Source organism: Archangium sp. (assembly GCF_057119385.1).
Window position 1 is genome coordinate 110,954 of record NZ_DBNGVP010000078.1, and the last position, 24,424, is coordinate 135,377.

Annotated in this window: 19 protein-coding genes; 8 read left to right on the forward strand and 11 right to left on the reverse strand. The window is 69.5% G+C overall.

Translation table 11 applies throughout. The features are described from left to right. Positions 1 to 146 precede the first annotated feature (146 nt). The 4 genes from AC16DP_RS19040 to AC16DP_RS19055 are packed head-to-tail and all read right to left on the reverse strand — an operon-like array spanning position 147 to position 3,025. Positions 147 to 1,307 carry a hypothetical protein gene (locus tag AC16DP_RS19040; protein ID WP_329735068.1) on the reverse strand — a complete coding sequence of 387 codons (1,161 nt, stop codon included), beginning with the start codon at positions 1,305 to 1,307 and terminating at the stop codon, positions 147 to 149. A 2-nt stretch (positions 1,308 to 1,309) separates the two neighbouring features. After that, positions 1,310 to 2,038: an ImmA/IrrE family metallo-endopeptidase gene (locus AC16DP_RS19045; protein ID WP_329735069.1), complete on the reverse strand. Its 729-nt coding sequence runs from the start codon at positions 2,036 to 2,038 to the stop codon at positions 1,310 to 1,312. Beyond that, positions 2,035 to 2,412, reverse strand: a complete 378-nt coding sequence (locus tag AC16DP_RS19050) for a hypothetical protein (protein ID WP_329735070.1) — start codon at positions 2,410 to 2,412, stop codon at positions 2,035 to 2,037. The genes AC16DP_RS19045 and AC16DP_RS19050 overlap by 4 nt, the downstream gene beginning before the upstream one ends. After that, the gene (locus AC16DP_RS19055) at positions 2,399 to 3,025 is read right to left on the reverse strand and encodes an RNA polymerase sigma factor (protein WP_329735071.1); all 627 of its coding nucleotides are present in this window, start codon (positions 3,023 to 3,025) and stop codon (positions 2,399 to 2,401) included. Before AC16DP_RS19055 ends, AC16DP_RS19050 begins: the two co-directional genes overlap by 14 nt. 359 nt (positions 3,026 to 3,384) lie before the next feature. Here AC16DP_RS19055 and AC16DP_RS19060 point away from each other — a divergent pair, with 359 nt between their 5' ends. After that, positions 3,385 to 3,693: an HNH endonuclease signature motif containing protein gene (locus tag AC16DP_RS19060; protein ID WP_329735072.1), complete on the forward strand. Its 309-nt coding sequence runs from the start codon at positions 3,385 to 3,387 to the stop codon at positions 3,691 to 3,693. A gap of 122 nt (positions 3,694 to 3,815) precedes the next feature. Continuing rightward, on the forward strand, positions 3,816 to 4,481 hold the full coding sequence (locus tag AC16DP_RS19065) for an Ig-like domain-containing protein (protein WP_329735073.1): 666 nt from the start codon (positions 3,816 to 3,818) through the stop codon (positions 4,479 to 4,481). 48 nt (positions 4,482 to 4,529) lie between these two features. Here the strand turns inward: AC16DP_RS19065 and AC16DP_RS19070 are convergent, their stop codons facing one another. After that, complete coding sequence (locus AC16DP_RS19070; protein WP_329735074.1) at positions 4,530 to 5,624, reverse strand: helix-turn-helix transcriptional regulator; 1,095 nt, start codon at positions 5,622 to 5,624, stop codon at positions 4,530 to 4,532. 210 nt (positions 5,625 to 5,834) lie between these two features. On the opposite strand from AC16DP_RS19070, the gene AC16DP_RS19075 reads away from it, so the two are divergent. Next, complete coding sequence (locus AC16DP_RS19075; RefSeq protein ID WP_329735075.1) at positions 5,835 to 6,611, forward strand: SDR family NAD(P)-dependent oxidoreductase; 777 nt, start codon at positions 5,835 to 5,837, stop codon at positions 6,609 to 6,611. Positions 6,612 to 6,784: 173 nt separating this feature from the next. Beyond that, entirely contained in the window at positions 6,785 to 7,786 is a 1,002-nt protein-coding gene (locus AC16DP_RS19080; RefSeq protein ID WP_329735076.1) for a class I SAM-dependent methyltransferase, read from the forward strand. Between the two features lie 15 nt (positions 7,787 to 7,801). Here the strand turns inward: AC16DP_RS19080 and AC16DP_RS19085 are convergent, their stop codons facing one another. Further along, positions 7,802 to 8,419 (reverse strand): TIGR02265 family protein, encoded by a 618-nt coding sequence (locus AC16DP_RS19085; RefSeq protein WP_329735077.1) that lies wholly within the window; start codon positions 8,417 to 8,419, stop codon positions 7,802 to 7,804. Positions 8,420 to 8,482: 63 nt separating this feature from the next. Beyond that, positions 8,483 to 8,770 carry a hypothetical protein gene (locus tag AC16DP_RS19090; RefSeq protein WP_329735078.1) on the reverse strand — a complete coding sequence of 96 codons (288 nt, stop codon included), beginning with the start codon at positions 8,768 to 8,770 and terminating at the stop codon, positions 8,483 to 8,485. Between the two features lie 139 nt (positions 8,771 to 8,909). Here AC16DP_RS19090 and AC16DP_RS19095 point away from each other — a divergent pair, with 139 nt between their 5' ends. Then, entirely contained in the window at positions 8,910 to 10,109 is a 1,200-nt protein-coding gene (locus tag AC16DP_RS19095) for an ABC transporter substrate-binding protein (protein WP_329735079.1), read from the forward strand. Positions 10,110 to 10,256: 147 nt separating this feature from the next. Beyond that, positions 10,257 to 10,688, forward strand: a complete 432-nt coding sequence (locus AC16DP_RS19100) for a universal stress protein (RefSeq protein ID WP_329735080.1) — start codon at positions 10,257 to 10,259, stop codon at positions 10,686 to 10,688. Between the two features lie 41 nt (positions 10,689 to 10,729). Here AC16DP_RS19100 and AC16DP_RS19105 read toward each other — a convergent pair whose 3' ends face one another. Together AC16DP_RS19105 and AC16DP_RS19110 are read right to left on the reverse strand one after the other, a co-directional pair. Then, positions 10,730 to 12,307, reverse strand: a complete 1,578-nt coding sequence (locus AC16DP_RS19105; RefSeq protein ID WP_329735081.1) for a DUF4388 domain-containing protein — start codon at positions 12,305 to 12,307, stop codon at positions 10,730 to 10,732. A 21-nt stretch (positions 12,308 to 12,328) separates the two neighbouring features. Beyond that, complete coding sequence (locus AC16DP_RS19110; RefSeq protein ID WP_329735082.1) at positions 12,329 to 13,135, reverse strand: tetratricopeptide repeat protein; 807 nt, start codon at positions 13,133 to 13,135, stop codon at positions 12,329 to 12,331. 284 nt (positions 13,136 to 13,419) lie between these two features. Between AC16DP_RS19110 and AC16DP_RS19115 the strand changes: the two genes are divergently transcribed. Further along, entirely contained in the window at positions 13,420 to 20,505 is a 7,086-nt protein-coding gene (locus AC16DP_RS19115) for an Ig-like domain-containing protein (protein ID WP_329735083.1), read from the forward strand. 103 nt (positions 20,506 to 20,608) lie between these two features. Further along, entirely contained in the window at positions 20,609 to 21,625 is a 1,017-nt protein-coding gene (locus AC16DP_RS19120) for a metallophosphoesterase (protein ID WP_329735084.1), read from the forward strand. Between the two features lie 30 nt (positions 21,626 to 21,655). Here the strand turns inward: AC16DP_RS19120 and hemW are convergent, their stop codons facing one another. Both hemW and AC16DP_RS19130 read right to left on the reverse strand, forming a co-directional pair. Continuing rightward, a complete protein-coding gene (gene hemW / locus AC16DP_RS19125; RefSeq protein ID WP_329735085.1) occupies positions 21,656 to 22,879 on the reverse strand; it encodes a radical SAM family heme chaperone HemW in 1,224 nt (407 codons plus the stop codon). 6 nt (positions 22,880 to 22,885) lie between these two features. Next, the gene (locus AC16DP_RS19130) at positions 22,886 to 24,409 is read right to left on the reverse strand and encodes a coiled-coil domain-containing protein (RefSeq protein WP_329735086.1); all 1,524 of its coding nucleotides are present in this window, start codon (positions 24,407 to 24,409) and stop codon (positions 22,886 to 22,888) included. Positions 24,410 to 24,424: the final 15 nt, after the last annotated feature.

Here is a 24,424-nt window from a genome sequence, read left to right on the forward strand (position 1 = left end):
GCACGGTCCGGGGAGCCGTGGTGGCCGGCGGAGTGGGCGCCCTGGGGGTGTTCGAAGGAGACGCCGGGCGGGTCGCGCCGTTGGAAGGCACACCCGTGCCCGGAGACTTCGGAGTCTTGTCATCAGCCATGTGTCTGGTTCTCCCGTCAGCGTCCGCCGAGGAGGTGATGCTTCGAGCCCGCGCGCGTGTAGGCGTCGTTCACCAGGCCCAGGAAGGTTTCCGAACCGAAGACGCCACGGCATGAGGCGTCCGCGACATCGAGGAGCATCGGGAAGCCCCGATCGGGCCGCACGATGCTGTCGGCCAGAGCCAGGTGGGCCGCGATGTGCACGTGCTCCCGGTGCGCGTAGAAGAGCCGCGGCGGAGTCTGCTCCGAGGCCCGGAACAGTCCGATGAAGACCTCCGGGCAGTACTCCTTCACGAAGGCGAGCGCCTCCTCCCCCATCCGGCCGTCGTAGTGCCACCGCCGGACGAAGTAGCTGCTGTCCTCCTCGAGCGTATGGAGGATGGCGTACTCGCCTGGCTTCAACGCACTGCCAATCGTCAGGTATCCCTCCTCGTCCAGTTCCCGGGGCACGAACACGAACTTCTTGTGGTGCCGGATGAGCCGCTTCATCACGTCGAGCGAGGCACTCAACAAAGGCCTGTAATTGGCGCCGGAGAGCATCTCCCGCGAGCAGGGATTGCCCGGTCCGATGAGCCATTCCGCCTGCGACCTGTCCAGGAGGAGGGCCCGCTCGGCATAGGCCCGGATGTAGCGGCGCATCAGCATGGACAGGTCGTCCCGCATACCGCGCTCGTGCCGCCGCTTCAGACAGTCCTGCACCACCTTCATCGTGTCCGGGGTGCGCGCGCTCACGTCCTTGCGGTACAGGCGCTGGGAGAAGGTGCCGGATACGCCCCCGTAGCCCACGATGGCCACGGCAATCTGGGTAATGCCCAGCGCCAGGCTGTCATGGAACGCGGCGATGCTACTCACCGCCTCCACCCGTCCCGTGAAGAGCCGACTCTCGAAAATGGTCTTCAACCTGTCGGGACTGGCTTCATAGACACCCGCCTCGGGAATCCGGGTCTGCCGCTTGAGGTCGGGAAAGACTTCCTGGCGGATGGTGGCGCGGATGTGCGCTTCCGCGGTCTCCGCACTGGAAACCTGCGTGCGGATGCGGGAGATCAATCGCTCGACCTCCCACCCCTTCTCCCAGGTGCGCAAATCGAGCGTGGTGGAGAGATCCTCCCCCAGGCTCTTCCGGTAATCCTCATCTCCGATGAATCCCCTCTCTCCATCTGGCGGATTGCCGTCTTCCATCGTTACCGCTCCTCCGTGGGCGTGAGCTTCAGAAAGAAGGGACGGCGCGAGGGTTCCCGCGCCAACAACAACCGGACGTAGGCCCGGGCCTCTCTCACCGGGAGCCCGAATCGCGAGGCCAGCTCGTGCTCCGCCTCCTGCCGGCCGAGGTCCCGCACCAGGGGAAGTGCTTCCCGAGCAGGAGCCAGCAGCTCATAGGTGAGGCGATCCGCCCGCAGCTCCGACTCCATGGCCTTGCCCGTGCAGGGGTCGCCCGAGGCATTGCGCTCGATGAACCGGACCTGGACGCCGGAAGGAATCCGCTGGAGCGTCAGGAACAGGGACTCGTGGGGAGCACTGGCGTCCGTGCGATCGAGGGCAGGACGGATATCCTCCCCCAGGGTACGAAATGCGCGGGCCCGAGGCAGATGGTGATCGAGCACGAAGTGCGCCACTTCGTGCACCAGGGTGAAGCGTTGCTGGAGCTCTTTGTCCTTCTCGTCGTAGAAGAGAGCTCCCCAGCCCGCATGCGCTACCATGCACCCATGCAGACGGCGGCTCGTGCGCGGCAACCCACCATGCGCGCGCCCCTTCGAGTCCAGCCAGTCTCGCGCCATGCCGCAGGTGAGACCCGGCATGGCCAACAGGCGAATGGGAAGCACCACGCTGATCTTCTTGGACAGCTCGCTCAGCGACGGGAAGGACGGCAGACGGCATGCGTCCACGGCTTCCTGCAGCCAGGTCTCAATCATGAGTTCGTCTCGTCGTCCTCGTCGGTGTGATCTCTCGCCGCGAGCAGGAAGGACTCCTCACCCTCCTCCTCCGCGTCCCGGCGCTCGGGAAGGACATCCAGGAACTCGACGTGCCGGATCACGGCCGCGAGCCGGTGGGGTTCCACCTCGAAACGCTTGCCGATCTCCTCCAGGTGCTCGGCGAAGTGCTCCTCGCTGGGACGCCGGCACAGGGACAACCACGCGAGCGTGTCCGGCGAGCAGCCCAGTTCCTCCGCGAGCGCCTCGGCGGACTTGTTCTCGTACTTGCGGTACTGCTCGAAGACATAGCCGAGCGTCCAGTCGTGCTGCCCGCTGCTCCGGGCCGCGACCGCGAGCCACTTAGGATTCGTCATCGGACTCCTCCTTTCCACCACGCTCCAGTGACTGCCCAAAACGCTCCAGCAACTTCATGAGGCGGTCCCGATGCCGCTTCACCTCGCGCTTCAGCTCGTCCCTCGGTAGCGGACCCAGTTCCAGTTCCTCCGCCAGCCGCTTGGTCGAGCCCTCTCCCATCAGGATGCGCCTGACGGCCTTCCGATCCCGCTCACTCTTCAGGACCTGGCGCTTTTCGAGCCGTTCCATGATGCGCTTCGCCTCCACGGAGTTCTCCACCACCTCCTTCGGAGACGTCGCCCTACGTTCGACATCACTGCCGTATTTTTGATTTCTCCGCTCCCGTGCGTCCGCCGCACGACGCTTGTCCAACGCCCGGTATTTGGCGGCCTGCGTCAGGTAGGCACCCAGACGACCCTTTCCCGGGTCATACCGCTTGGGATTGGTGAGGTAACTGAAGACCACATCGACCGCACACTGATTGGCGTCGTCCTCGTCACAGCCCAGATGCTTCGTCAAGACGTCGACGATCTGGTCCACGTACGTCTTGAAGACCTCGGTGGAAACCACGGGATCCTTCCGGAGCACACGCTCATGCAGAAGCTTCTCGTCCGTCGGTGGTGGTTGGCTCATCCCCTCTCCTCGCCAGGACTCATTCGCCCATGCGTTCATTGTGTCGCACCCCCTTCTTCGGTACCGGACCCCTGAAGTTCGACGGACGAGGTCTACGCGCGGCGGGAGAGGTTGGGGGAGATGGATCCCGCTGTCTGTACCCCTCCAGTGGTATGGACAAACGGCTGTTTCGGCGTTCCACGACACAAGCTTGCTGCCGTGGAGGCACCCGGCACGTACTTCCTGAGTGGTACAGACGCCGCCGCCGTCGTGACGCATCTTGCGCGTCGAGCACTGACAGGCACTGGTGCGCTCGAGGCGAACCGGAGCCCATCGGCAGCACATGGCCATGCTCCAGAGCAATGGCCAGGAGAACCCACATGCGCAAAGTAGGAACGACGTCGAGAGGTGGAGCCTTTTCCCAGAGTGAGATCGATGTCGTCTGGCAGAAGGGCACGGTTGTGACAGGCAAGCCCGCCGAGCAGTACAGAAAAGACGCGTGTGGCGCGTTGATGAAGAAGGACCAGTACGGCAACACCAGCAGTCCGATGGGCTGGGAAATCGATCACAGGAAGCCAGTCGCCAAAGGAGGCGGTGACGAACTGTCCAATCTCCAGCCTCTCCAGTGGGAGAACAATCGGCACAAGAGCGACGATTATCCGAACTGGACCTGTGCGGTTCGCGGGTGATGCGGATGAACCAGTTCCATTCGACAGGGTGGGTCGTCGTCGCCTTGCTGCTCCTGGCGGGCTGTTCATCCAGCTCGGCCCAGGTGACGGTCCTGCTTCGACGGGGGATATCGTCAAACACCGTGGCGAAGGTACAGGTCACGGTGAACGCCCCCGGAGAGGACGCCGTCACGAAGGACCTCACCGGGTCCTCGATTCAGTGGAGCGGGATCCTCTCCGGTCTCGCGGAAGGCACCGACAGGACCTTCGATGCCGTCGCGTTGGATGCCGGTGGGGCTCGGCTGTACACGGGCCGGGCGGCAGGCGTCGTCCTCGCGGACGGTGAGGACACACTCGTCTTCATCACCTTGGATGAGCTCACGGCCTCGACCGCGACCCAGCCCGAGGCACCCATCCTCACCTCCCTGACAGCACACCCGGCGGAAGTCCGCGCGGGCAGCACCGTCACGCTCCGCGCCACGGCCCGAGACCGGAATCCAGGTGACACCATCCGCCTGGAATGGACCGCGCCCGGTGGCGCCTTCTCGTCCCTCGCGGATGGCGCCATCTCCTGGACGGCGCCATCTTCCGGGGCCTCACTGCAGCTGGGTTGCACGGCGAGCGACACACAGGGGCTGAGCTCCTCCCTCTCCATTCCCATCAGCGTCCGCGCGGTCAGCAGTGCGGGGAGCGGTAGCGGCGGGAGGGTCTGCTGCAAGCACTGTGGAGGAAGCAGCAAGCCGTGCGGCGATAGCTGCATCAACTCCAGCTACACGTGCTCCAAACCCGCGGGATGTGCCTGCTACTGACAGCGAAGAGGGGGCACTGCCGCCACCCTCTTCGCGCTCTCAGCTTGGTTATCGACTCAAAGCCGCCCGGCAGATGAGCGCCGGCCGGCCCTCCACCCCGAGTTTGTCGAAGATGTTCTGCAGATGCTTCTTCACCGTTGCCAGCGCGAGGCCCAGGTGGTCGGCGATGAGTTGGTTGTCCCAACCCTGGAGCACATGGCTCACCACCTCGACTTCCCGCTCCGTGAGCAGCCGACGCCATGCCTCGGGAACCGGGATGGCACGCGGCAGTTCCTGGAACTCCAATGCCCAGAACTGTTGGCCACCCCGTATCGGCAGCCGGGTGAAGGTCACCCGCAGGTCCTCTCCCGCCAGGCCCCGCTCCTCACCCGCTCGCTCCCAGACGTCCAGGCCGGTTCCCCCGGCGCCTCCCCTGGCCGTCAGCATAGCGAGCCGCTCCACCAGCACCGTGGGAAGAGCCGAAGGACCCACCCGCTCGGACGGACGGAACCACTTCTCCAGCAACGCGGTGGTGGGCGGCGTCCGCAGTTCCTCGAGGAAGGGCTCGGCCCGCACGATGCACCTGGCTCCCCGGTGCTGGAAGAACGCGTCCAGCACCTGACCGCGCGCCGCCACCTCGCCGTACATCCGGCAATTGCGCACCGTCTGGGTCAGCAAGCGCGTCAGGCCCTGGAGACGCGCCTGCTCCCGTTTGGAGAATGGCCGGCGCCGCTCCCGGTAGAAGGTGAGGCCTCCATGGGCCCCGCCCTTCACGTCCAGCAACACCGACATCACGTGCTCCAGCGGCATGCCCAGCTCGCGGCAGTACTGGTACCACCGGCTGCGCTCCAGCACCTTGCGCCGCGGCACCATCTCCACGTCCCGCAACACCACGTTGGGCCTGCGCACCACCGCGCTGCGCACGAAGTCATGCTCGGCCAGCTCGGGGTAGTGGGCGAGGAACGGAGCCGGCATCTTCGTCACCCACCAGTCGTAATCCCCCGGCCGGCCCGGCCTGGAGACGCACAGCGCCATGTAGTCCGCCGGCAGCAGCCGGAGCAGCACGGCCTCGGCATTGGCGAACACCTCCGAGAGGTCCAGGGAACTGGTCAAAGCCTCCACCAGCTGGGAGGTGAGTGTCCGTTCACGTGACTCGCGATTCATCCGGTTGCTCCGTGGCAGGGGGTGGATGGGATACCCCTTTCCGTACAGACCTCGGGGCACCGCCGTCTCCCCCCCGTTCGGGGGGGTTGACACACCGGGCGGGGAAGACAGCGCCACGGCGCCCGCCGGATTCACGTGGAGAACAGATGCGGCCCCCCGTGCTGGCCGCTTCCACGCCCCCGCCTCAGGCTCCTCCTCCAGGAGGAAGCCATGAACGAGATGAGCTATCGGACGGCGCTGGTGACGGGGGCCTCCAGCGGCCTCGGACGCGGTCTGGCGTTGTGGTTGGGCAAGCGGGGCGTGAAGGTGTACGCCGCCGCCCGGCGCCGCGCCCACCTGGAGGAACTCGCGCAGGAGGCCCGGGCGGCCGGTGCCCACGTCGAGCCCGTGGAATTGGATGTCTCCCACGCGGATGCCACGCTCGAGCGCATCCGCGCACTGGACGAGGCCTGTGGTGGACTGGACCTGGTGGTGGCCAACGCGGGCGTGGGCGGACAGACGAACGCCCGGGACTTTCCCTGGGAGCACGCGAGGAAGGTCATCGACGTGAACGTCACCGGCGCCGCCGCCACGCTGTCCGCCGTGCTGCCGCGCATGGTGGAGCGCAACCGCGGGCACCTGGTGGGCGTCTCCAGCCTCGCCAGCTGCCGGGGCCTTCCCCAGAACGCGGCCTACTCGGCCTCCAAGGCCTTCCTCAACACCTTCCTGGAGAGCCTGCGCGTGGACCTGCGGGGCACCCAGGTGCGCGTCACCTGCATCAAGCCCGGCTTCGTGAAGACCGAGATGACCGCCCACATCCAGCACACCATGCCCTTCCTCCTCGAGGCGGACGCGGCCGTGGAGTTGATGGGCCAGGCCATCCTGCGCGCCGAGGCCGAGTACGGCTTCCCCTGGCAGATGGCCCGCGCCGTCGGCGTAGCGAAGTTCGTGCCCAACCTCCTCTTCGACGCCGTCGCGAGCAAGGTGCTCCGAGCCCCGCGCGGATGATTCCTCTCCCGCCCGGTCCCGCCAGGGCAGCAGGCAGGGGGCATGTCCCGAGGAAGAGGCGGACCGTCACAAGTCATTTTACTCAACGTGGGCATCAGCTCACACAAACGGACCCCCGGGCGATGCAAGCCATTGCCCGGGGGGGCGAGGGGGGCGAGCCAACGAGAGTCGACATGCGGGAACACGCGCTTCAGGTGAATGACAACTCGCACGAACTGGACGTGACCCAGGACTGGGGCTCGCCGTGGCGGGCTCCCCTGATGGAAGGATTGGACCTGGCCCATGCGCGGATTCTGGGCGGGGACATCCCCCGAGGCATGCACACCCTGCTCTCGTCCCTCGGTCATGCGCGCGCCACGCTCGTCCCGGAGGACTGGCGGCGCTTCTGCATCGAGACGTGCCGCCTCCACCCCGTGCATTCCCTCGTCCGGCAGGAGCCGTTCACCCGCCGGGGCTTCGAGAAGCCTCGCCGCTACGCCGGTGATGCGGTGATGCTCGACTTCGTCTACGAGGACCATGCACCCGAGCGCCTCGGCACCACGCCCACCGGGGTGGAGCTCAACCGGTTCTTGTGCGCGCAGACGAGCACCGCCTCCCTCCGGGGGCGCAGGGACTATCTGGCGCGGTTCATCGACAGCGTGTCGGAGGAGCGAGCCGATGCCCGCATCCTCTCCGTGGCGTGCGGCCACCTGCGCGAGTCCCGGCGCTCGCGGGCCGTGCAGCAGCGGCGGGTGGGCGAGTTCCTCGCGGTGGATCAGGATCCGCGGAGCCTGGGAGTGATCGACAGCGAGCTCGGACACCTGGGCGTCAAGCCAATAGCCGGCTCCGTGAAGGACATCCTGCGCAACCAGTTGCGCTTCGAGGACATGGACCTCGTCTACGCGTCCGGGCTCTACGACTACCTCCCGCAGCCCATCGCCATCCGCCTGACGGCCCAGCTCTTCTCCATGCTGCGCCCCGGTGGACGGCTGCTGCTGGCCAACTACGCCGACCCGCACAAGGACTCCGCCTTCAAGGCGTACATGGAGGCCTGCATGGACTGGTGGCTCATCTACCGCGACGAGTCCGAGGTGGCGGCCTGGATGAGCGACATTCCCAGGAGCCAGCTCCGCCGGCAGGCGCTCTTCCGGGACGAGACCGAGAACCTCATCTACCTCGAGCTCACCCGCCGCTGAGCCCACGCGCCCCGCTCACTCCCAGGAGATCTCCAGATCCAGACTGAGCGGCCCCGTGGCCCGGGCGCGGGCCTCCACGTTCTTCAACCCCAGCATGGACCCGAGGGTGATGGCCCCGCCCTCGTGGTACGCGAGGGGCGTGAAGGTGCATTGGACGCTGAGGACTCCTCGCTTGGGCCCCTTCCAGACCACCGTCGGCACCGAGTAGGCCATGGAGACCTTGTAGAGCTCCTCCAGGGTGCGCACCAGGCGCATGGGGTCCGTCGCGGACACCAGTTGCGCGGACCGGCCCACCACGGACGTCATGTAGAGCTCCACGGTCCGCTTCGCGATGTACCGCAGCACCTCCGCGTAGCCGCCCAGGCTGGCGCTCAACTGCCCCGCCGCGGCGCCCAGCATCAGCACGAGCGCGCGCGTGGGGTAGTTGAAGAACTCCACGAACTCCCGCTCCCCGCTCGCCTCCAGGCAGCGCTTCACCATCGCCTCGCCGCCGATCTCCCGCACGGCCGTCAACGTGGCCAGGAACAGGATGCCGCGCGTGGTGTACTCCGGCGTCGCCAGGGGCACCCGGCTCTCCAGATCCTGCTGCGCATCATACGAGGGGCCCCGGCCCTCACCCGTCTCATCGCTCATTCATCGGCCTCAAGCGTCCTCGGAGGTCCCCTCGCCCTCAGCCCGGGAGTCTACCCCTGGTGGCTACGTCTCCCTGTCGCTCACACAGCCCTTTGTATTTGCAGGGCACTTGCAGATCCTCGGACCGTTCGGGTCGCTCAGCGCCGCGCAGCTCTCGGCCTTCGGGGGGCAGTCCCCCAGGGTGGTACACAGCTGCACGCAGACCTTGTCCGTCGGGTGGCAGAGCTCGGACTCGAGGCAGTCCTCGGCCCCGGAGCACGTCAGGTCATAGCCCCCCGAGCCACAGGCCGCCAGCACCACGCCCGCCGCGCTCAGCGCGACGAGCCTCCACGTCATCTCCCGAAGCCACATTCCCGGCGTCCTCCTGAGGGGTGGCCGAAGGAAAATCGGCCTGTCACCGGGTGTCAACGTGGGCACGGACGGGCGAGGCGCGCCAGCCGGGCGGGAGTGCGCTAGAAGGCGGGCGACTTCATTCGTGGAGGAAGTACGCATGCGCCGCTCCGCCGTCCCGATGCTGCTCGCCGCACTCACCGTGCTGGGAGCCGCTTGTGAGAAGAAGGCCCCCCCCGCGCCCTCTTCCCCGCCCGCCTCCGCGCCGGCCGCGGCCTCCACCGGGGCTCCCCCGGCGAACACGGACACCCTCCTCCTGGGCCAGGTGGGCAGCCTCACCGGCAGCGAGGCCACCTTCGGCGTCTCCGCGCGCAACGGCATCTCCATGGCCATCGCGGAGGCCAATGCCGCCGGCGGGGTGAAGGGCAAGAGGCTGGAGCTGCGCGTCTACGACAGCCAGGGCAGGCCCGAGGAGGCCGCCCAGGCCGCCACGCGCCTCATCACCCAGGACAAGGTCGCCGTCATCCTCGGCGAGGCCGCCTCCACCAACTCCATGGCCATGGCCGAGAAGGCCCAGGCGGCCGGCGTGCCGATGATCACCCCCACCTCCACCAACCCCGCCGTCACCCGCCGGGGTGACTACATCTTCCGCGTCTGCTTCATCGACCCCTTCCAGGGCTACGTCATGGCGAAGTTCGCCCGCGAGAACCTGAAGCTCAACCGGGTGGCCGTGCTGCAGGACAACAAGAGCGACTACTCGGTGGGACTGACGAACGTGTTCAGCCGCAAGTTCTCCGAGATGGGCGGCGCCATCGTCGCCACCGAGAGCTACTCCAAGGGCGACACGGACTTCCGCGCGCAGATCACCGCCTTCAAGCAGGCCCGGCCCGAGGCCCTCTTCGTGCCCGGCTACTACACGGACGTGGGCCTCATCGCCCGGCAGGCGCGCGAGCTGGGGCTGAACGTGCCCCTGCTCGGCGGCGATGGCTGGGAGTCCGACAAGCTCTTCGAGCTGGGCGGCAGCGCGATCGAGGGCAGCTACTACTCCAACCACTACTCGGTGGATAACCCGGATACTCGCGTGCAGGAGTTCATCACGAAGTACAAGGCCACCTATGGCGCCGTGCCGGACAGCGTGGCCGCCCTCGCCTATGACGCCGCCTCGCTCGCCATCGACGCGATGAAGCGCGCGCCCGACCTGTCGGGTGCCTCCATCCGCGACGCCATCGCGGCCACCCGCGACTTCCCCGGCGTGGGCGGTACCATCAACCTCGACAAGAATCGCGACGCCGTGAAGCAGGCCGTCATCCTCAAGGTCGAGGGCGGGAAGACGAAGTTCGTCACCACCGTGAAGCCTTGACCGCCCCGCGTGCCCAGGAGACGGCCGGGCGGGCGCCTCCCACGCCGTCTCCGGCGGAAACGGGCTCCCGCTTGCCCCTGACGTGCCTCGCACCACCCTGACGGTAGGGGGTTCCTCGCCCCCGCGTCCTTGCCTGGAGAAACAGACGTGATTCAACACATCCTCGTCGCCATCGATGGCTCGCAGACCTCTCGCAAGGCGGCGCGCTTCGCCCATGACCTGGCGCAGCAGACCGGCTCGCGCATCACCCTCCTCTTCGTCCTCGAGCCCCCTCGCATGCTCGCCCTCGGCTTCCTCGACTCGGAGCTCATCGCCGGGCCCCAGCGCACCCCCGAGGAGATGGACGCCGTCCGCCGCATGCTCGATGAGGTCGCCGCCGATCTCCCCAAGGCCCAGGTGGAGAAGATCGTGGAGATCGGCCGCCCCGCCGACACCATCGTCTCCATGGCCGACAAGCTCGGCGCCGACCACATCGTCATCGGCGCTCGCGGCCTCAACCCCGGTGGCAAGTGGTTGCTCGGCTCCGTCAGCGACCGCGTCGTTCAGCACGCTGGGCGGCCGGTCACCGTGGTGCACTGAAACACGGGGGTTCGCTGACCCTCACCCCAGTAAGGCCGGGGTCAGCGCTTCACGCGCTTCATCGTGTCCTGGATGAGGTCCACGTACTGCCGGTTCTTCGGGTTGAGCTTGAAGGCCTTGCGGTACGCATCCTCCGCCTGCGCCCACTGTCCCTCGCCGCGCGACACCTCGCCCGTGAAGAACCACGCCTCCTCGCACGCCGCATCCTGCTTCACCACGTCCAGCAGCTCCTGCAGCGCCAGCTTCCCGTGGGCCTCCGGCTTCATCAGGTAGCGCGCCCACGCCCGGTAGGCCCGGTACAACGGCTTGGGGTCGATGTCGCACGCGTACTCGAAGTACTCGAAGGCGCCCGCGTAGTTCTCCGCCTTCAGCCGCTTGCGCGCCTCCTCGTACTGGGTGCTCGCGTCCAGCAGATCCGTCCGGATGCGGAACTGCTCCGCCGTCGACGGCCGCCCCGTCCCCACCTTCTTCTCCCGCGCCGCCGCCCGCCGCTTGCGCCACAGCGCCGCCTGCTCCGCCTCCGACAGCGCCCCGTACGCCCTCGCGTACCCCACCAGCAGCCCCTCCGCCTTCTCCTTCAAATCCGCCGTCTGGAAGCGCAACGGCGAGAACTTGTCCGACAGCGCCAGGAACGCCTTGCGCAGCGCCACCGGCTGCACGTCCTCCGGCACGCCCAGCAGATCGAACGGATCCTGGCTCCGGTGCGACATGAAGGCGCTCAGCAGCGCGTTCTTCACCGCCTCGTCCTCGTCCGAGAACGGCAGTCCCGTGGCCGCCGCGACCAGGGCCGCGGGGTCCACCGTCTCGAGCGAGCCCGGCATGGGCGTGAGCGCGGGGCCCGGCATGGGCATGGGCTGCGCGGCCACCGCCGAGGGCGCCGGAGGCGGACGCTTGTCCACCTCCTCCGCGAAGTCCGCCAGGCCCAGCAGGCAGAAGGCATACAGCCGCCGCAGCGCCGAGTCCGTGTCCAGCCCCGAGCGCTGCTGCAGCTCCGTGAACGTGGGCCGGAAGCGCAGCGCCTGGAAGAGCCGCGCGTCCTTGGAGGACAGCCTCGGCCCCTCCACGCCCGGCACCTGCGCGAAGCGCCGGTCATCCGTGAAGGTGAAGTGCGTGGCCACCTCGTCGAAGGGCATCATCGTGGAGATGCCCGTGAGGATGAGCTGCGAGGTGTTCATCCGCACGCTGGTGTCCGGCGGCTCGATGTCGGCGATCAGCCGGAAGCGCGCGTCCGTCCACCGGAAGCAGTCCAGCAGCTTCATCGCCATGTTCGCCTGCATCTGCTTGTACAGGTCGAACGGGCTGATGAGCCCCTTCTGCACCAGCAGGCCCCCGATGGGCACCTCCGTCTGGACGCTCTCGGCGAGCCCCTTCTGGTAGTCCGCCTCGGACAGCTTGCCCTTCTCCACCAGGAACTTGCCCAGCGTCTCGTGCAGCAGGTTGCTGGAGCACGCCACCGGCGCGCCATCCTCGAAGGTGATGCGCTTCTCGCGCTGGCGCACCTTCAGCTCCAGCGTGCACGTGCGCTCCTCGATGGCCAGCGCGTGCAGCAGCAGGGGAAACGGCGTCTCGGCGAGCGCCCCCTCGCGCTGCCTCAGGACCTGGGCGGGGGTCGGAAACATGGAACTCTCAGCTTAGCAGGGTTACTCGTTGTCGGACGCCATACCCGGGTCGTCGTAGAAGCCGTAGCCGTCCGGCGAGGGCTCGGGCGCCGTCACCCGGCTCAACACGGAGATGCCGAGGGCGAGCACCACCACCAGTGCGACCCCGTAGGCCAGGGGCCGGCTGGGGCGCGCCCGCCAGGCCCACAGCCGCTCGCGCCGGCGCTGGAAGCCGGGGGCGGCCACGTACTCCTTCCAGGCCTCCTCGCGCATGAGCGCCGCATCCGCGTCCCGGCCGCTCTTGTCCAATGCCTGGGCCAGCAGTACCCGCCCCTCCACCGTCCCCTGCCGCGCGTCGCGCAGGCGCTGGAGGGACTCGATGGCGCCCTTCGTGTCCCCGCGCGCCAGCCGGAAACGCCCGCGCTCCAGGTCCACCGCCCCCATCTGGTAGCCCGGCTCCTGCTTCGCCGCCTCGTCCAGCAGCAGCTCACCCCGCGCCGCGTCACCCGCCCCCAGGTACGCCACCCCCAGCAGGAACAGCGTCCCCACGTCGTCGTCGCCCGCCTCCAGGTTCGGCTTGAGCACCTCCACCGCCGCCGCGTACTTCCCCCGCCGCACCCACAGGTCCGCCAGCTCGTAGCGCGCCCGCCGGTCATGGGGGTTGGACTGCAACAGCCGCTGCAGCTTGGAGGCCCGCTGCCACCGGCCGATGGCCCGCAGCGGGCTGGGGAGGATGCCCACCGTGTAGCGATCCGCCACGATCACCAGCGCCAGCACCGCCAGGGCGGACAGCACCGGGCTGCCCGTCAGCGAGGAGAGGAGGATCCACAACAGCCAGCTCATGCTCATGGGCGGTGCTCATATCAGGTGGGCGCACGCCGCCCCATGGGTGTGGCGTGGCGTTTCGCCACAGAGGCGTTCCGCCACGCTCCCCCGCCCTCTCGGAGAGCAGGCACGCCCCACCACATGCTTGTCGTTGCAACGAGTCCCGGGGAGGCACGGGCAGGCGCGGGGCCGGAATTCGCGGCCGGGAATCAAAGTGACATAAGCTGAACACTCGAATGACCGCTGGCTCCGACTTTGCACAAGGGGCGCCCCGGCCATTCCCCACCCCCGAGTCCCCCGTGGCACCTATGCGAAATCACGTACCGCCACTCCCCACCGAGCGCCGGAGCCTCGCGCCGCTGCTGCTCGCGCTCGCGGTGCTGCTGACGTCCGGCAGCGCCCGGGCCCAGGCACCCACCAACAACGCGGCCCCCAAGCTGCGTTACACGGCCGACCTGTACGGCAACTTCGCGCTGATCGGCAACACACTCGGCCAGGACTGCCGCAGCACCACGCCGCGGCCGCTCACCGGCAGGACGCCGCCGAACGACTTCGTCTACGGCGAGCGGAGCTGCTCCGGGCGTGACACCTCGCCGGACTTCTTCTGGACCCTGAACGACTGGACGCTCGAGAGCACCGGGGCCGCCACCAGTCCCTACCTCCCGCCCGACGGCAGCGCGCCGGCGCCGGCCAATCCCCTGCAGGCCCGCAGCCAGGCGGTGCTCACCCTGCCCTCCGGGGCCCGGGTGGTGTACGCGCGCCTCTACTGGGCGGCCACCCGCTTCAACTCGTCCGCCGGTGACAAGATCGCCGCGCCGGACCTGACCGCCACGGTGTCGCGCTCGGGCGTGGCCGGCTTCGAGAAGTTCCTCACCGCCGACGACTACGCCTTCCAGCAGGACCCGGGCGCGGAGTACCAGTACCAGTCCACCGCGGACATCACGGACCTGGTGAAGGCGTACGGCGCGGGCGTCTACCAGGTCAGCGACGTGCAGGCCATCCCCTTCGACACCACGACGGGCGAGTACCTCTTCGACGCCTGGTGGATGGTGGTCTTCTACGAGGAGCCGGGCTCCATCACCAAGCGGCACCTGAAGCTCTTCGACAGCATGCGCGTGGTGGCGGGCACGCCCGGCACCACCGTCTCGCTGACGGGCTTCCACGTGCCCACGTACGCCCAGGACGCCAAGCTGGGCGTCATCGCCTTCGAGGGTGATGACCCGGCGCCGGACGTCAACGACACGTTCGAGTTCAACGGCACGGTGCTCAGCAACGACCTCAACCCGGCCAACAACTTCTTCAACAGCACGCGCTCGTGGACCAAGACCAAGACGAGCGTGCGCACCGACACGCCGCTGACCGGCGTGCCCACCGGCTCCGACGGAGAGCTGGACACCCTGCCCATCAGCCACCGGTATGACCGGCCCCAGCTCACCGGTACGCCCGGCAGCTTGTCCGGCATGGACCTGGACGTGGTGGACGTCACGGTGGCCGCGGGCGCCAAGACCGCCACGGTGAAGGTCAACACCAGCGGAGACAAGTTCTGGCTGGGCGGCTTCATCACCTCCATCACCACCCAGGCCCCGGACTTCACCCACACCCTCAAGTCCGTGCGCAACACCACCCGCACCGACGGCACGGTGCGCCCCGGCGACGTGCTCGAGTACACCATCACCACCCGCAACGTGGGTGATGACCACTCGCGCGACACGGTGCTCACGGATCCGCTGCCCACGCTGCTCGACTACGTGCCGGAGTCCATCCGGATCCTCACGGTGGCGGCGAGCGACACCGCCACGCCCGGTGCCCGCACGGACGCCAAGGGGGATGACACCGCCTTCTACGACTCCGCCACCCACTCCATCACCGTGTACCTGGGCGCGGGTGCCACGGCCTCCACGGGCGGCACCCTCCGGGGCATCGTGGCCCCGGGGGATGTGGGCGAGAGCACCAGCATCTCCTTCCAGATGCGGGTCAAGACCACCACCACGGGCAAGGTGGAGAACCAGGCCTTCATCACCGCGGGTGGCCTGCTGGGCATCGACCCGGTGACGACGCCCTCGCGCAGCCCGGCCGGCAGCGGCCCCACGCGCATCGAGGTGGCCATCGTCCCGACGCCCGTCATCACCGCGCCGGCCAATGGCTCCATCACCAACGACAACACGCCCACGTACACCGGCACGTCCCTGCCGGGCACCACGGTCACCGTGAGGAACGCGGGCGGCACGGTGCTGTGCAGCGCGACCACGGACTCCTCCGGCAACTGGACCTGCACGGGCACCACGCCGCTGGGCGAGGGCCCCCACACCGTCAACGCGATCGCCACGGACGGCACGGGCACCCCGAGCCAGCCGGCGAGCACCACCTTCACGGTGGACACGGTGGCGCCCAATCCGCCCGTCATCACCTACCCCGCCTCGGGCGCCGTGCTCACCCTCCAGCGGCCCCTGTTCACCGGTACCGCCGAGCCCAACGCCACGGTCATCGTGAGCGTGGATGGCAAGGTGATCGGCCGGGTGGTGGCGGACAGCACGGGCAAGTGGTCGTTCCCGGCGCCGACTCCGCTCGAGGACGGTCCGCACACCGTCAGTGCCACGGCGAAGGACGCGGCGGGCAACACCAGCTCCGCCACCAGCGTCCCCTTCACCATCGACGCGAAGCCGCCGGATACGCGCATCCTCACCGTCACCCCGCCGGATGCCGAGACGCCCAGCACCACCATCTCCTTCACCTTTGATGCCCCGGGCCGCTTCGACATCGGCAGCTACGACTGCAGCCTCGATGGCCGGACCTTCGTGACGTGCAGCAGCCCGAAGGCCTACGCGGATCTGACCGACGGCCGTCACACCTTCGCCGTGCGCGCCCGCACCTATAGCGGCGTCGTGGATCCCACGCCAGCCACCTACACCTGGTTCGTCGGCGTCGACACCGACAAGGACGGCATCGCCGACAGCATCGAGACGGCCACCGGCACGGATCCGAACGATGATGACTCGGACGACGACGGCATCACGGACGGCAACGAGGACGCCAACCGCGACGGCTACGTGGATCCGGGCGAGACCGACCCGCGCAACAGGGACACCGATGGTGACGGCCTCCAGGACGGCACCGAGAAGGGCCTGACCGCGCCCCAGGGTACGGGCACCAACATGACGGTGTTCATCCCGGATGCGGACCCCACCACCACGACGGACCCGCTCGACTCCGACACCGACGACGGCGGCGTGTCCGATGGCGTGGAGGACATCAACCACAACGGCCGCATCGACCCGGGCGAGCGCAACCCCAACGACCCCGCGGACGACAAGGTGGGCGCGAAGGACACCGACGGCGACGGCATCCCCGACGATGTCGAGACGGCCACCGGCACCAGCCCCACCGACGACGACTCGGATGACGACGGCATCACGGACGGCAACGAGGACACCGACCATGACGGTATCGTGGACCCGGGCGAGACCAACCCGCGCAAGGCCGACTCGGACAACGATGGCCTGCAGGACGGCACCGAGAAGGGCCTGACCACTCCCCAGGGCACGGGCACCAACCTGTCCGTCTTCCAGCCGGACACGCACCCGGCCAGCACCACCCACCCGCTCGACGACGACACGGACGACGACGGCCTGCTGGACGGCACCGAGGACGCCGACCACGACGGCGCCGTGGACCCGGCCGAGACCGATCCGAAGCAGCGCGATACGGACGGCGACGGCCTCCAGGACGGCACCGAGCTGGGCCTGGCCGCGCCCCAGGGCACGGGCACCAACGCGTCCATCTTCCAGAAGGACGAGGACCCCGCCACCCAGACGGATCCGCTCGAGGTGGACACCGACGGCGGCAGCGTGTCCGACGGCCTCGAGGACGCGAACCACAACGGCAAGATCGACCCGGGCGAGCGCAACCCGCTCGACCCCGCGGATGACCTGACCGTCACCGACACCGACAAGGATGGCATCCCCGACAGCGTCGAGACGGCCTCCGGCACGGATCCGAACGATGACGACTCCGACGACGACGGCATCCTGGACGGCAACGAGGACGCCGACCACGACGGCGTGGTGGACCCGGGCGAGACCAACCCGCGCAACAACGACACCGACAACGACGGCGTCCAGGATGGCACCGAGAAGGGCCTGACCGCGCCCCAGGGCACGGGCACCAACGCGACCCTCTTCCAGCCGGACACGGATGGCTCCAGCACCACCAACCCGCTCGACGACGACTCGGATGACGACGGCCTGCTGGACGGCAGCGAGGACGCCGACCGCGACGGCGCCGTGGACGCCACCGAGACCGACCCGCGCAAGGCGGACACGGACGGCGATGGCCTGCAGGACGGCACCGAGAAGGGCCTCTCCTCTCCCCAGGGCCTGGGCACCGACCTGGCGGTCTTCATCCCGGATGCGCACCCGGCCACCCGGACGGACCCGCTCGAGGCGGACACCGATGGCGGCAGCGTGTCCGACGGCGTCGAGGACGTGAACCACAACGGCCGCGTCGACCCGGGCGAGCGCAACCCGCTCGACCCCACGGACGACGTCGACACCGACGGTGACGGCATCCCCGACAGCGTCGAGACGGCCACGGGCACCGACCCGACGAAGGCCGACACGGACGGCGACGGCATCCCCGATGGTGTCGAGGACAAGGACCACGACGGCGTCGTGGACCCGGACGAGACCGATCCGCGCAAGACCGACTCGGACGGCGACGGCATCCCCGATGGCACCGAGGACAAGGACCACGACGGTGTCGTGGATCCGGGCGAGACGGATCCGCGCAAGACCGACTCGGACGGCGACGGCATCCCCGACGGTGTCGAGGACACGGACCACGACGGTGTCGTGGACCCGGGCGAGACGGATCCGACGAAGACCGACTCGGACAACGACGGCCTGCCGGATGGCATCGAGGACAAGAACCACAACGGCGTCGTGGACGCGGGCGAGACCGACCCGAGGAACCCCGACACGGATGGTGGCGGCGTGCTCGATGGCGCCGAGGACAAGAACCACAACGGCGTCGTGGACGCGGGCGAGACCGACCCGCTCGACCCCGAGGATGACGACGCGAGCCGGGACACGGACGGCGACGGCATCCCCGACGTGACCGAGAAGGAGCTCGGCCTCGACCCGAACGACAACGACAGCGATGACGACGGCGTGCCCGATGGCCAGGACGGCATCACCGACACGGATGGGGACGGCCGCATCGACGCGCTCGACCCGGACAGCGACAACGACGGCATCAAGGACGGCACCGAGCTCGGTGTGACGCGGGCCAACGCTCCCGCGGGCACCAACACCAGCTCGCCCAACTTCGTGCCCGACGAGGACCCGGCCACCACCACCGACCCGAAGAAGGCCGACACCGACGGTGACGGGCTGACGGACGGCGCCGAGGACAAGAACCACGATGGCCGGCTGAGCTCGGGCGAGACCGACCCGAACGACACGGACACCGACGACGGTGGCCTGTCCGACGGTGACGAGGTGAAGGCCAACACCAACCCGCTGGACGACACGGACGACTTCATCATCGCCGGCCGTGGCTGCAGCACCTCGGGGGGTGGCTCTCCGCTGGTGTGGCTGGCGGCGCTGGTGCTGCTCGCCATGCCCGTCCTGCGGCGCACCTCGCGCCGTGGCGCGGCGGTGACGGGTGGAGTGCTGGGCCTCATGGGCGTGCTGGCCGCTCCGGCGGCGGACGCCCAGGGTCCCACGCCGTCCCCGCTGTCGCAGTCCATCGACGTGCAGCGCTACAAGCCCGGCCCCGGTGCCACCGACATCCTCGGCGTCCATGGCGCCCGGGTGGACGGCCACCTGGGCTGGCACCTGGCGGCCTCGCTCAACTACGCGAGCAACCCGCTGGGCTTCCTGGATCCGCGTCAGGACGACTTCGTCTACTCCATCGTCGCCAACCAGGTGACGGTGGACCTGATGGGCTCCATCTCGCTGTGGGACCGGTTCGAGCTGGGTGTGGCCGTGCCCGTCACGTACCAGTCCTCGGAGAGCGGCGCCTCCATCACGCCGGCCTTCCAGAACGGCGTGAGCGGCGCGGGCGTGGGTGACCTGCGGCTGGTGCCCAAGGCCCACCTGCTGACCGCGGGTGGGTTCGACCTGGGCGTGGTGGTGCCCGTGCTGCTGCCCAGCGCGGGTGGCCAGGGCTTCCGCGGCGGCGCGGGTGTGAGCGCCCGTCCGCAGCTGGTGGGCGAGTGGGGCAATGGCAACGGACTGCGGCTGGTGGCCAACCTCGGCGCCAACCTCCAGCCCGAGCAGCAGGTGCGCAACCTGCGCACGGGCACCGAGCTGATGTACGCGATCGGTGCCCAGGTGCCCCTCACGGAGAAGCTCGCGGTGCGCGCCAACCTGGCGGGTGCCTTCGGGTTGAACGACCAGGACATGGAGGGGCGTCCGCTGGAGCTCCTCGCGGCGGTGCAGTACCGCATCACCCCCGGACTGGCGGCCCACGTGGGCGGTGGCCCGGGCCTCACGCGCGGCTACGGCACCCCGGGCTTCCGCCTCTTCGCCGGGGTGGATTGGACGCAGCCCGGTGAGCGCGCTCCGGCCGCTCCGCCCCCGCCCGCCGACACGGACTCGGATGGCGTCACGGACGACAAGGATCAGTGCGCCCAGGGCCCCGAGGACATGGACGGCTTCCAGGACGACGACGGCTGCGCGGACCCGGACAACGACGGGGACGGCATCCCGGACACGAGCGACCAGTGCCGCGATCAGCCCGAGACCGTGAACGGCTTCCAGGACGAGGACGGCTGCCCGGACAAGGTGCCGGTGGACTCGGACAAGGACGGCCTGACGGATGACCAGGACAAGTGCCCGGCCCAGCCCGAGGACAAGGACGGCTTCCAGGACGAGGACGGCTGCCAGGACAGTGACAACGACAAGGACGGCGTGCCGGACTGGGAGGACCAGTGCCCCATGCAGCCCGAGGTCATCAACGGGGTGAAGGACGAGGATGGCTGCCCCGACGAGGGCAAGTCCAAGGTGCGCCTGGAGGCCAAGCGCATCGTCATCCTGGACAAGGTGTACTTCGCCACCAACAAGGACGTCATCCTGCCCAAGTCGTTCGACCTGCTGAACCAGGTGGCGTCGGTGCTGCGCGCCAATCCGCAGATCGAGCTGCTGCGCGTGGAAGGCCACACGGACAACCAGGGCAAGCCCGCCAAGAACCAGGACCTGTCGGAGCGCCGCGCGGCCAACGTGCGCGCCTTCCTCATCAAGGAGGGCGTGGCGGCGGAGCGCCTCGAGTCGGTGGGCTACGGCCAGACGAAGCCGGTGGACACGAACAAGACGGCGGCGGGCCGTGAGAACAACCGCCGCGTCGAGTTCAACATCCTGAAGGTCGCTGGCGAGGACGCCGAGCAGCCGAAGTAACGGAGCACCCGGCCCCGGCCGGACACACGCGGCGCGAGCAGGCGAACGCCCTGCTCGCGCCGTTTCCGTTTCGAGTCCCCTCTCCCTCTGGGAGAGGGTTAGGGTGAGGGTCTTCCCCGAGGAGCGCACCGTGCCCCCCACCCTCCGCCCGCTCGTCCTGCCCCTGCTCGTCCCCGTGTTGCTGGCGGCGGCGCCTCCCAAGGCCACACCCGCCATGCCCCGCCTGGAGGATGCCGTGCCCGATACCTTCACTGGCGTGGAGCGCGTGGTGGCGGTGGGAGACGTGCACGGGGACGTGGACGCACTGAAGGAAGTGCTGCGGCTGGCGAAGCTCATCGACGAGAAGGGCCGGTGGAGTGGCGGCAAGGCCCACCTGGTGCAGACGGGGGACATCCCGGACCGCGGGGAGCGCACGCGGGAGGCCTTCGAGCTGCTGATGCGGCTGGAGGGCGAGGCGCGCGCGGCGGGAGGCCGGGTGCACGCGCTGCTGGGCAACCACGAGGCGATGAACATGCTCGGGGACCTGCGCTACGTGGCGCCGGGAGAGATGGCCTCGTTCGCGGACCAGAGCCCCGAGCCGGATGCGTCCGGCGCACCGCGAGGAGCCAACGGGCACCGCGAGGCGTATGGGCTCCAGGGGCGCTATGGCCGGTGGCTGCGCACGCATGCCGCGGTGGTGCGCATCAATGACACGCTCTTCGTGCACGGCGGAGTGGCCCCGGAGGTGCCGGCGAAGACGCTGCCCGAGCTCAACCGGTGGGTGCGGCAGGACCTGTTCCCCGGCAACCCACCGGGAGGAGCGAAGGACCCGCAGGGGCCGTTGTGGTTCCGCGGCTACGCGCTGGGGCAGGAGGAGGAAGCGGCCCGCGCGCTCGAGGCGGTGCTGCAACGCTTCGGCGCGAAGCGAATGGTGATGGGACACACCACGGACCGCGATGGGAAGATCCGCACGCGGCTCGATGGGAAGGCGGTGTTCATCGACACCGGGCTGAGCACCGGCTACGGCCGTCACCTCTCGGCGCTGGAGCTGCGAGGCGGCAAGGTGACCGCCCTCTATGCCGACGGCCGCGTGGAGCTGGTGGCCCCCGAGGCGGCGAAGGCGGGCAAGGTCAGCCCCTGACCCAGCACCGTCCGATGAAGACACCGAGCCCTACAGAAGCCGCGCGCTGATGGCGCTGTGCACGTCCGCGCCCGCCTCGGTGAGCACGAGCCTCGAGCCCTCGAGCCGTGCCAGGCCGTGCTGCACCAACCGGGAGATCTCCTTCCGGCGCGGCTCCGGATCCTGCCCGTAGCGCGTGCACACCGCCTCCCAGTCCACCCCGGAGCGCAGCCGCAGCCCCATGGCCAGGCGCTCCTCGAAGAGCTCCAGGGGGCTCAGCTCCTCGCGGCTGGACTCCGGAAGCTTCCCCTCCTCCGCGGCGCGCATGTACGCGTCCGAGCCGCGCAGGTCCACGTAGCGGTAGCCCGCGGGCCGCTCGCCGGGCCCGGAGGTGAGCAGCATGCCCGTGGCGCCCACGCCCAGCGCGAGGTACTCGCCTCCCGTCCAGTAGAGCGCGTTGTGCCGCGAGCCGTACCCGGGCCGGGCGTGGTTGGAGATCTCATAACGCACCAACCCGTGCTCGCCGTAGGCGTCGCGGATGGCCTTCGTCATCTCCACCACCTCCTCGTCCGGAGGCAGCACCACCTCGCCCTTGTCGAGCTGCCGGGACAGCGGCGTGGCCACCGCCAGCGACTCGCGGTCCACCGTCAGCGCGTAGGTGGACAGGTGCTCGGGCCCGAGCGCCGCCGCCCGGCGCGCATCCGACTCCGCCTGGGCCCGCGTCTGCCCGTGCACCCCGTAGATGAAGTCCATGGACACCACGTCGAAGCCCGCGCGCCGTGCCGTCTCGTACGCCGCCACCGCCTCCGTGCCGGTGTGCTCGCGCCCCAGCGACTTCAGCAGCGAATCCTCGAAGGACTGCACGCCCAGCGAGACGCGGTTGACGCCCGCCGCCCGGTAGCCGGCGAAGCGCTCGGCGTCCGCGACACTCGGGTTGGCCTCCAGGGAGATCTCCGCCCCCGGCGCCACCTTCAGCCGCGCCGCCACGCCCTCCAGCACGAGCGCCACCCAGCGCGGATGCCAGAGGGACGGCGTCCCGCCGCCGAGGAAGATGGACTCCAGCGTGCGCTCGCGCAGCGAGGGCTCCGCCGCCAGCCGCGTGTCCAGCTCCGCCAGCACCGCGCGCGCATAGCGCTCCTCGGGCACCTGGCGCACCACGGCCACCGCGAAGTCGCAGTAGGGGCATTTGGAGAGACAGTACGGGAAGTGCACGTACAGCCCGAATCGCGCCGCTGCCGTTCCCGTGAGGGGGTCGATGGGGCCCGCGAAGTCCATGGGGCGCTACTTCGCCCCCCGGAGCTGCGCGAGCTGCGCCTCCAGCTTCGCCACCTTCATCTTGTAGCTGGCGGCCGACTCCAACGCCGTCTCCGCCGCCATCAGCTTGCGCTTCATCGCCGCCACGTCCTCCTTGAGCTGGTCGCGCTCGGCGAGCACCTCTTCCGCGGCCGGGCCTCCCTGGGTGCGCGCGGCCTCCAGGGCGCCCTCCAGCATCTTCACCCGCTGCCGCAGCCGCTCCGCCTGCTCCTCGGCCTCGTGGGCCCGGCTGTCGGCGTCCAGCTCCTCCACGTCGAGCGCCTCCTCCGCCGCGCGCACGTCCTGCTGCTCCTCCACCTGCTGCCGCACGCGCCCCAGCTCGGCCTCCACGTCCGCCAGCGCGCGCGCCATGTCCTGGCGGTCCGCCTCCACCGTCCCCAGCTCCGCCCGCAGCGCCGCCACCTGCGTCTCGGCCTGCTCCGCCGCTTCCGTCAGCGCCGCCGCGTCCGCCTCCATCCGGTCGCGCAGCTGCACCGCCTCCGTCTCGCTCAGCGCCAGCGACTCGCGCAGCGACGTCAGCTCCGCCTCCGCCGCCTCCAGCCGGGGCGGCAGCTGCGCCAGCTCGGCCAGTGCCGTGTCGCGCTCGGACTCCAGCTGCGCCACCCGCGCCTTCAGCCCCACCGTCTCCGCCTCGACGAGCTCCCGCTCCCGCAGGGCCGCCTCCAGCTGCTCGTGGGTGCTCTCCAGCTCGGCCAGGTTGGCCTGGTACTGCTCGCGCACCGCCTCCAGCGCCCCCTGCATCTCGGCGCGCTCCGCCGCCAGCTCCCCCACCCGGTCCTGCGCCAGCGACAGGGCCTCCTTCGCCCCGACGAGCTCCTCGGCCAGCGCCGCCCGCGAGTCCCGCTCGTGCTTCAGCTCCCCGGTGAGGCGCGACAGCTCCGCCTCCACCTCGGCCAGCGCCCGCGACAGGTCCCTGCGCTCCTCCTCCACCGTCTGCAGCTCGCCCTCCAGCTGCGCCACCCGCGCCTCGGCCACTCCCGTGCGCGCCGCCTCGCGAGACAGCGCCGCGGAGGTCTGCTCCAGCTTCGCGGGCGCGTCCTTCAGCGTGGCGAGCTGCTCACGCGCCTCCGCCACCTGCGTGCGCAGCGAGGCCTCGGACACGCGCAGCGACTGGAGCTCCGACTCACGCTCGGCGTACAGCGCCCGCGCACGGGCCAGCGTCTCCGCCTTCTGCTTCAGCACCGAGCGGAAGTGCTCGACCTTGTCCTCCGGGGCACCGCCCAGGGGCAGGCGCGGCTCGGGAGGCTCGGCGAAGGGGTCCGCCGCGCCCACCGGACGGGCGGGAATGGGCGGAGGCTCCGGGGCCCTGGCCGAGGACTGCACCGACGGCAGCGACATGGCGGGCCGGAAGGCGGCCGGCGCTGCGGGCGCTCCTCTCCGGGGAGGCAACGGCGGGGGCACACCGGGGGTGGCCGGACGCGCCGCCATCTCCCCTTCCAGGCTCTCCCTCAGCTGCGAGAGCGGATCCAGCTCCTCTGACGACGACCCCATGGGTGCCGAGGTTAA

Coding starts and splice junctions, on each gene's coding strand:
- AC16DP_RS19040 (WP_329735068.1), bottom strand. CDS start 1,307: ATGGAAGACGGCAATCCGCCAGATGGAGAGAGGGGATTCATCGGAGAT.
- AC16DP_RS19045 (WP_329735069.1), bottom strand. CDS start 2,038: ATGATTGAGACCTGGCTGCAGGAAGCCGTGGACGCATGCCGTCTGCCG.
- AC16DP_RS19050 (WP_329735070.1), bottom strand. CDS start 2,412: ATGACGAATCCTAAGTGGCTCGCGGTCGCGGCCCGGAGCAGCGGGCAG.
- AC16DP_RS19055 (WP_329735071.1), bottom strand. CDS start 3,025: ATGAGCCAACCACCACCGACGGACGAGAAGCTTCTGCATGAGCGTGTG.
- AC16DP_RS19060 (WP_329735072.1), top strand. CDS start 3,385: ATGCGCAAAGTAGGAACGACGTCGAGAGGTGGAGCCTTTTCCCAGAGT.
- AC16DP_RS19070 (WP_329735074.1), bottom strand. CDS start 5,624: ATGAATCGCGAGTCACGTGAACGGACACTCACCTCCCAGCTGGTGGAG.
- AC16DP_RS19075 (WP_329735075.1), top strand. CDS start 5,835: ATGAACGAGATGAGCTATCGGACGGCGCTGGTGACGGGGGCCTCCAGC.
- AC16DP_RS19080 (WP_329735076.1), top strand. CDS start 6,785: ATGCGGGAACACGCGCTTCAGGTGAATGACAACTCGCACGAACTGGAC.
- AC16DP_RS19085 (WP_329735077.1), bottom strand. CDS start 8,419: ATGAGCGATGAGACGGGTGAGGGCCGGGGCCCCTCGTATGATGCGCAG.
- AC16DP_RS19090 (WP_329735078.1), bottom strand. CDS start 8,770: ATGTGGCTTCGGGAGATGACGTGGAGGCTCGTCGCGCTGAGCGCGGCG.
- AC16DP_RS19095 (WP_329735079.1), top strand. CDS start 8,910: ATGCGCCGCTCCGCCGTCCCGATGCTGCTCGCCGCACTCACCGTGCTG.
- AC16DP_RS19105 (WP_329735081.1), bottom strand. CDS start 12,307: ATGTTTCCGACCCCCGCCCAGGTCCTGAGGCAGCGCGAGGGGGCGCTC.
- AC16DP_RS19110 (WP_329735082.1), bottom strand. CDS start 13,135: ATGAGCATGAGCTGGCTGTTGTGGATCCTCCTCTCCTCGCTGACGGGC.
- AC16DP_RS19115 (WP_329735083.1), top strand. CDS start 13,420: ATGCGAAATCACGTACCGCCACTCCCCACCGAGCGCCGGAGCCTCGCG.
- hemW (WP_329735085.1), bottom strand. CDS start 22,879: ATGGACTTCGCGGGCCCCATCGACCCCCTCACGGGAACGGCAGCGGCG.
- AC16DP_RS19130 (WP_329735086.1), bottom strand. CDS start 24,409: ATGGGGTCGTCGTCAGAGGAGCTGGATCCGCTCTCGCAGCTGAGGGAG.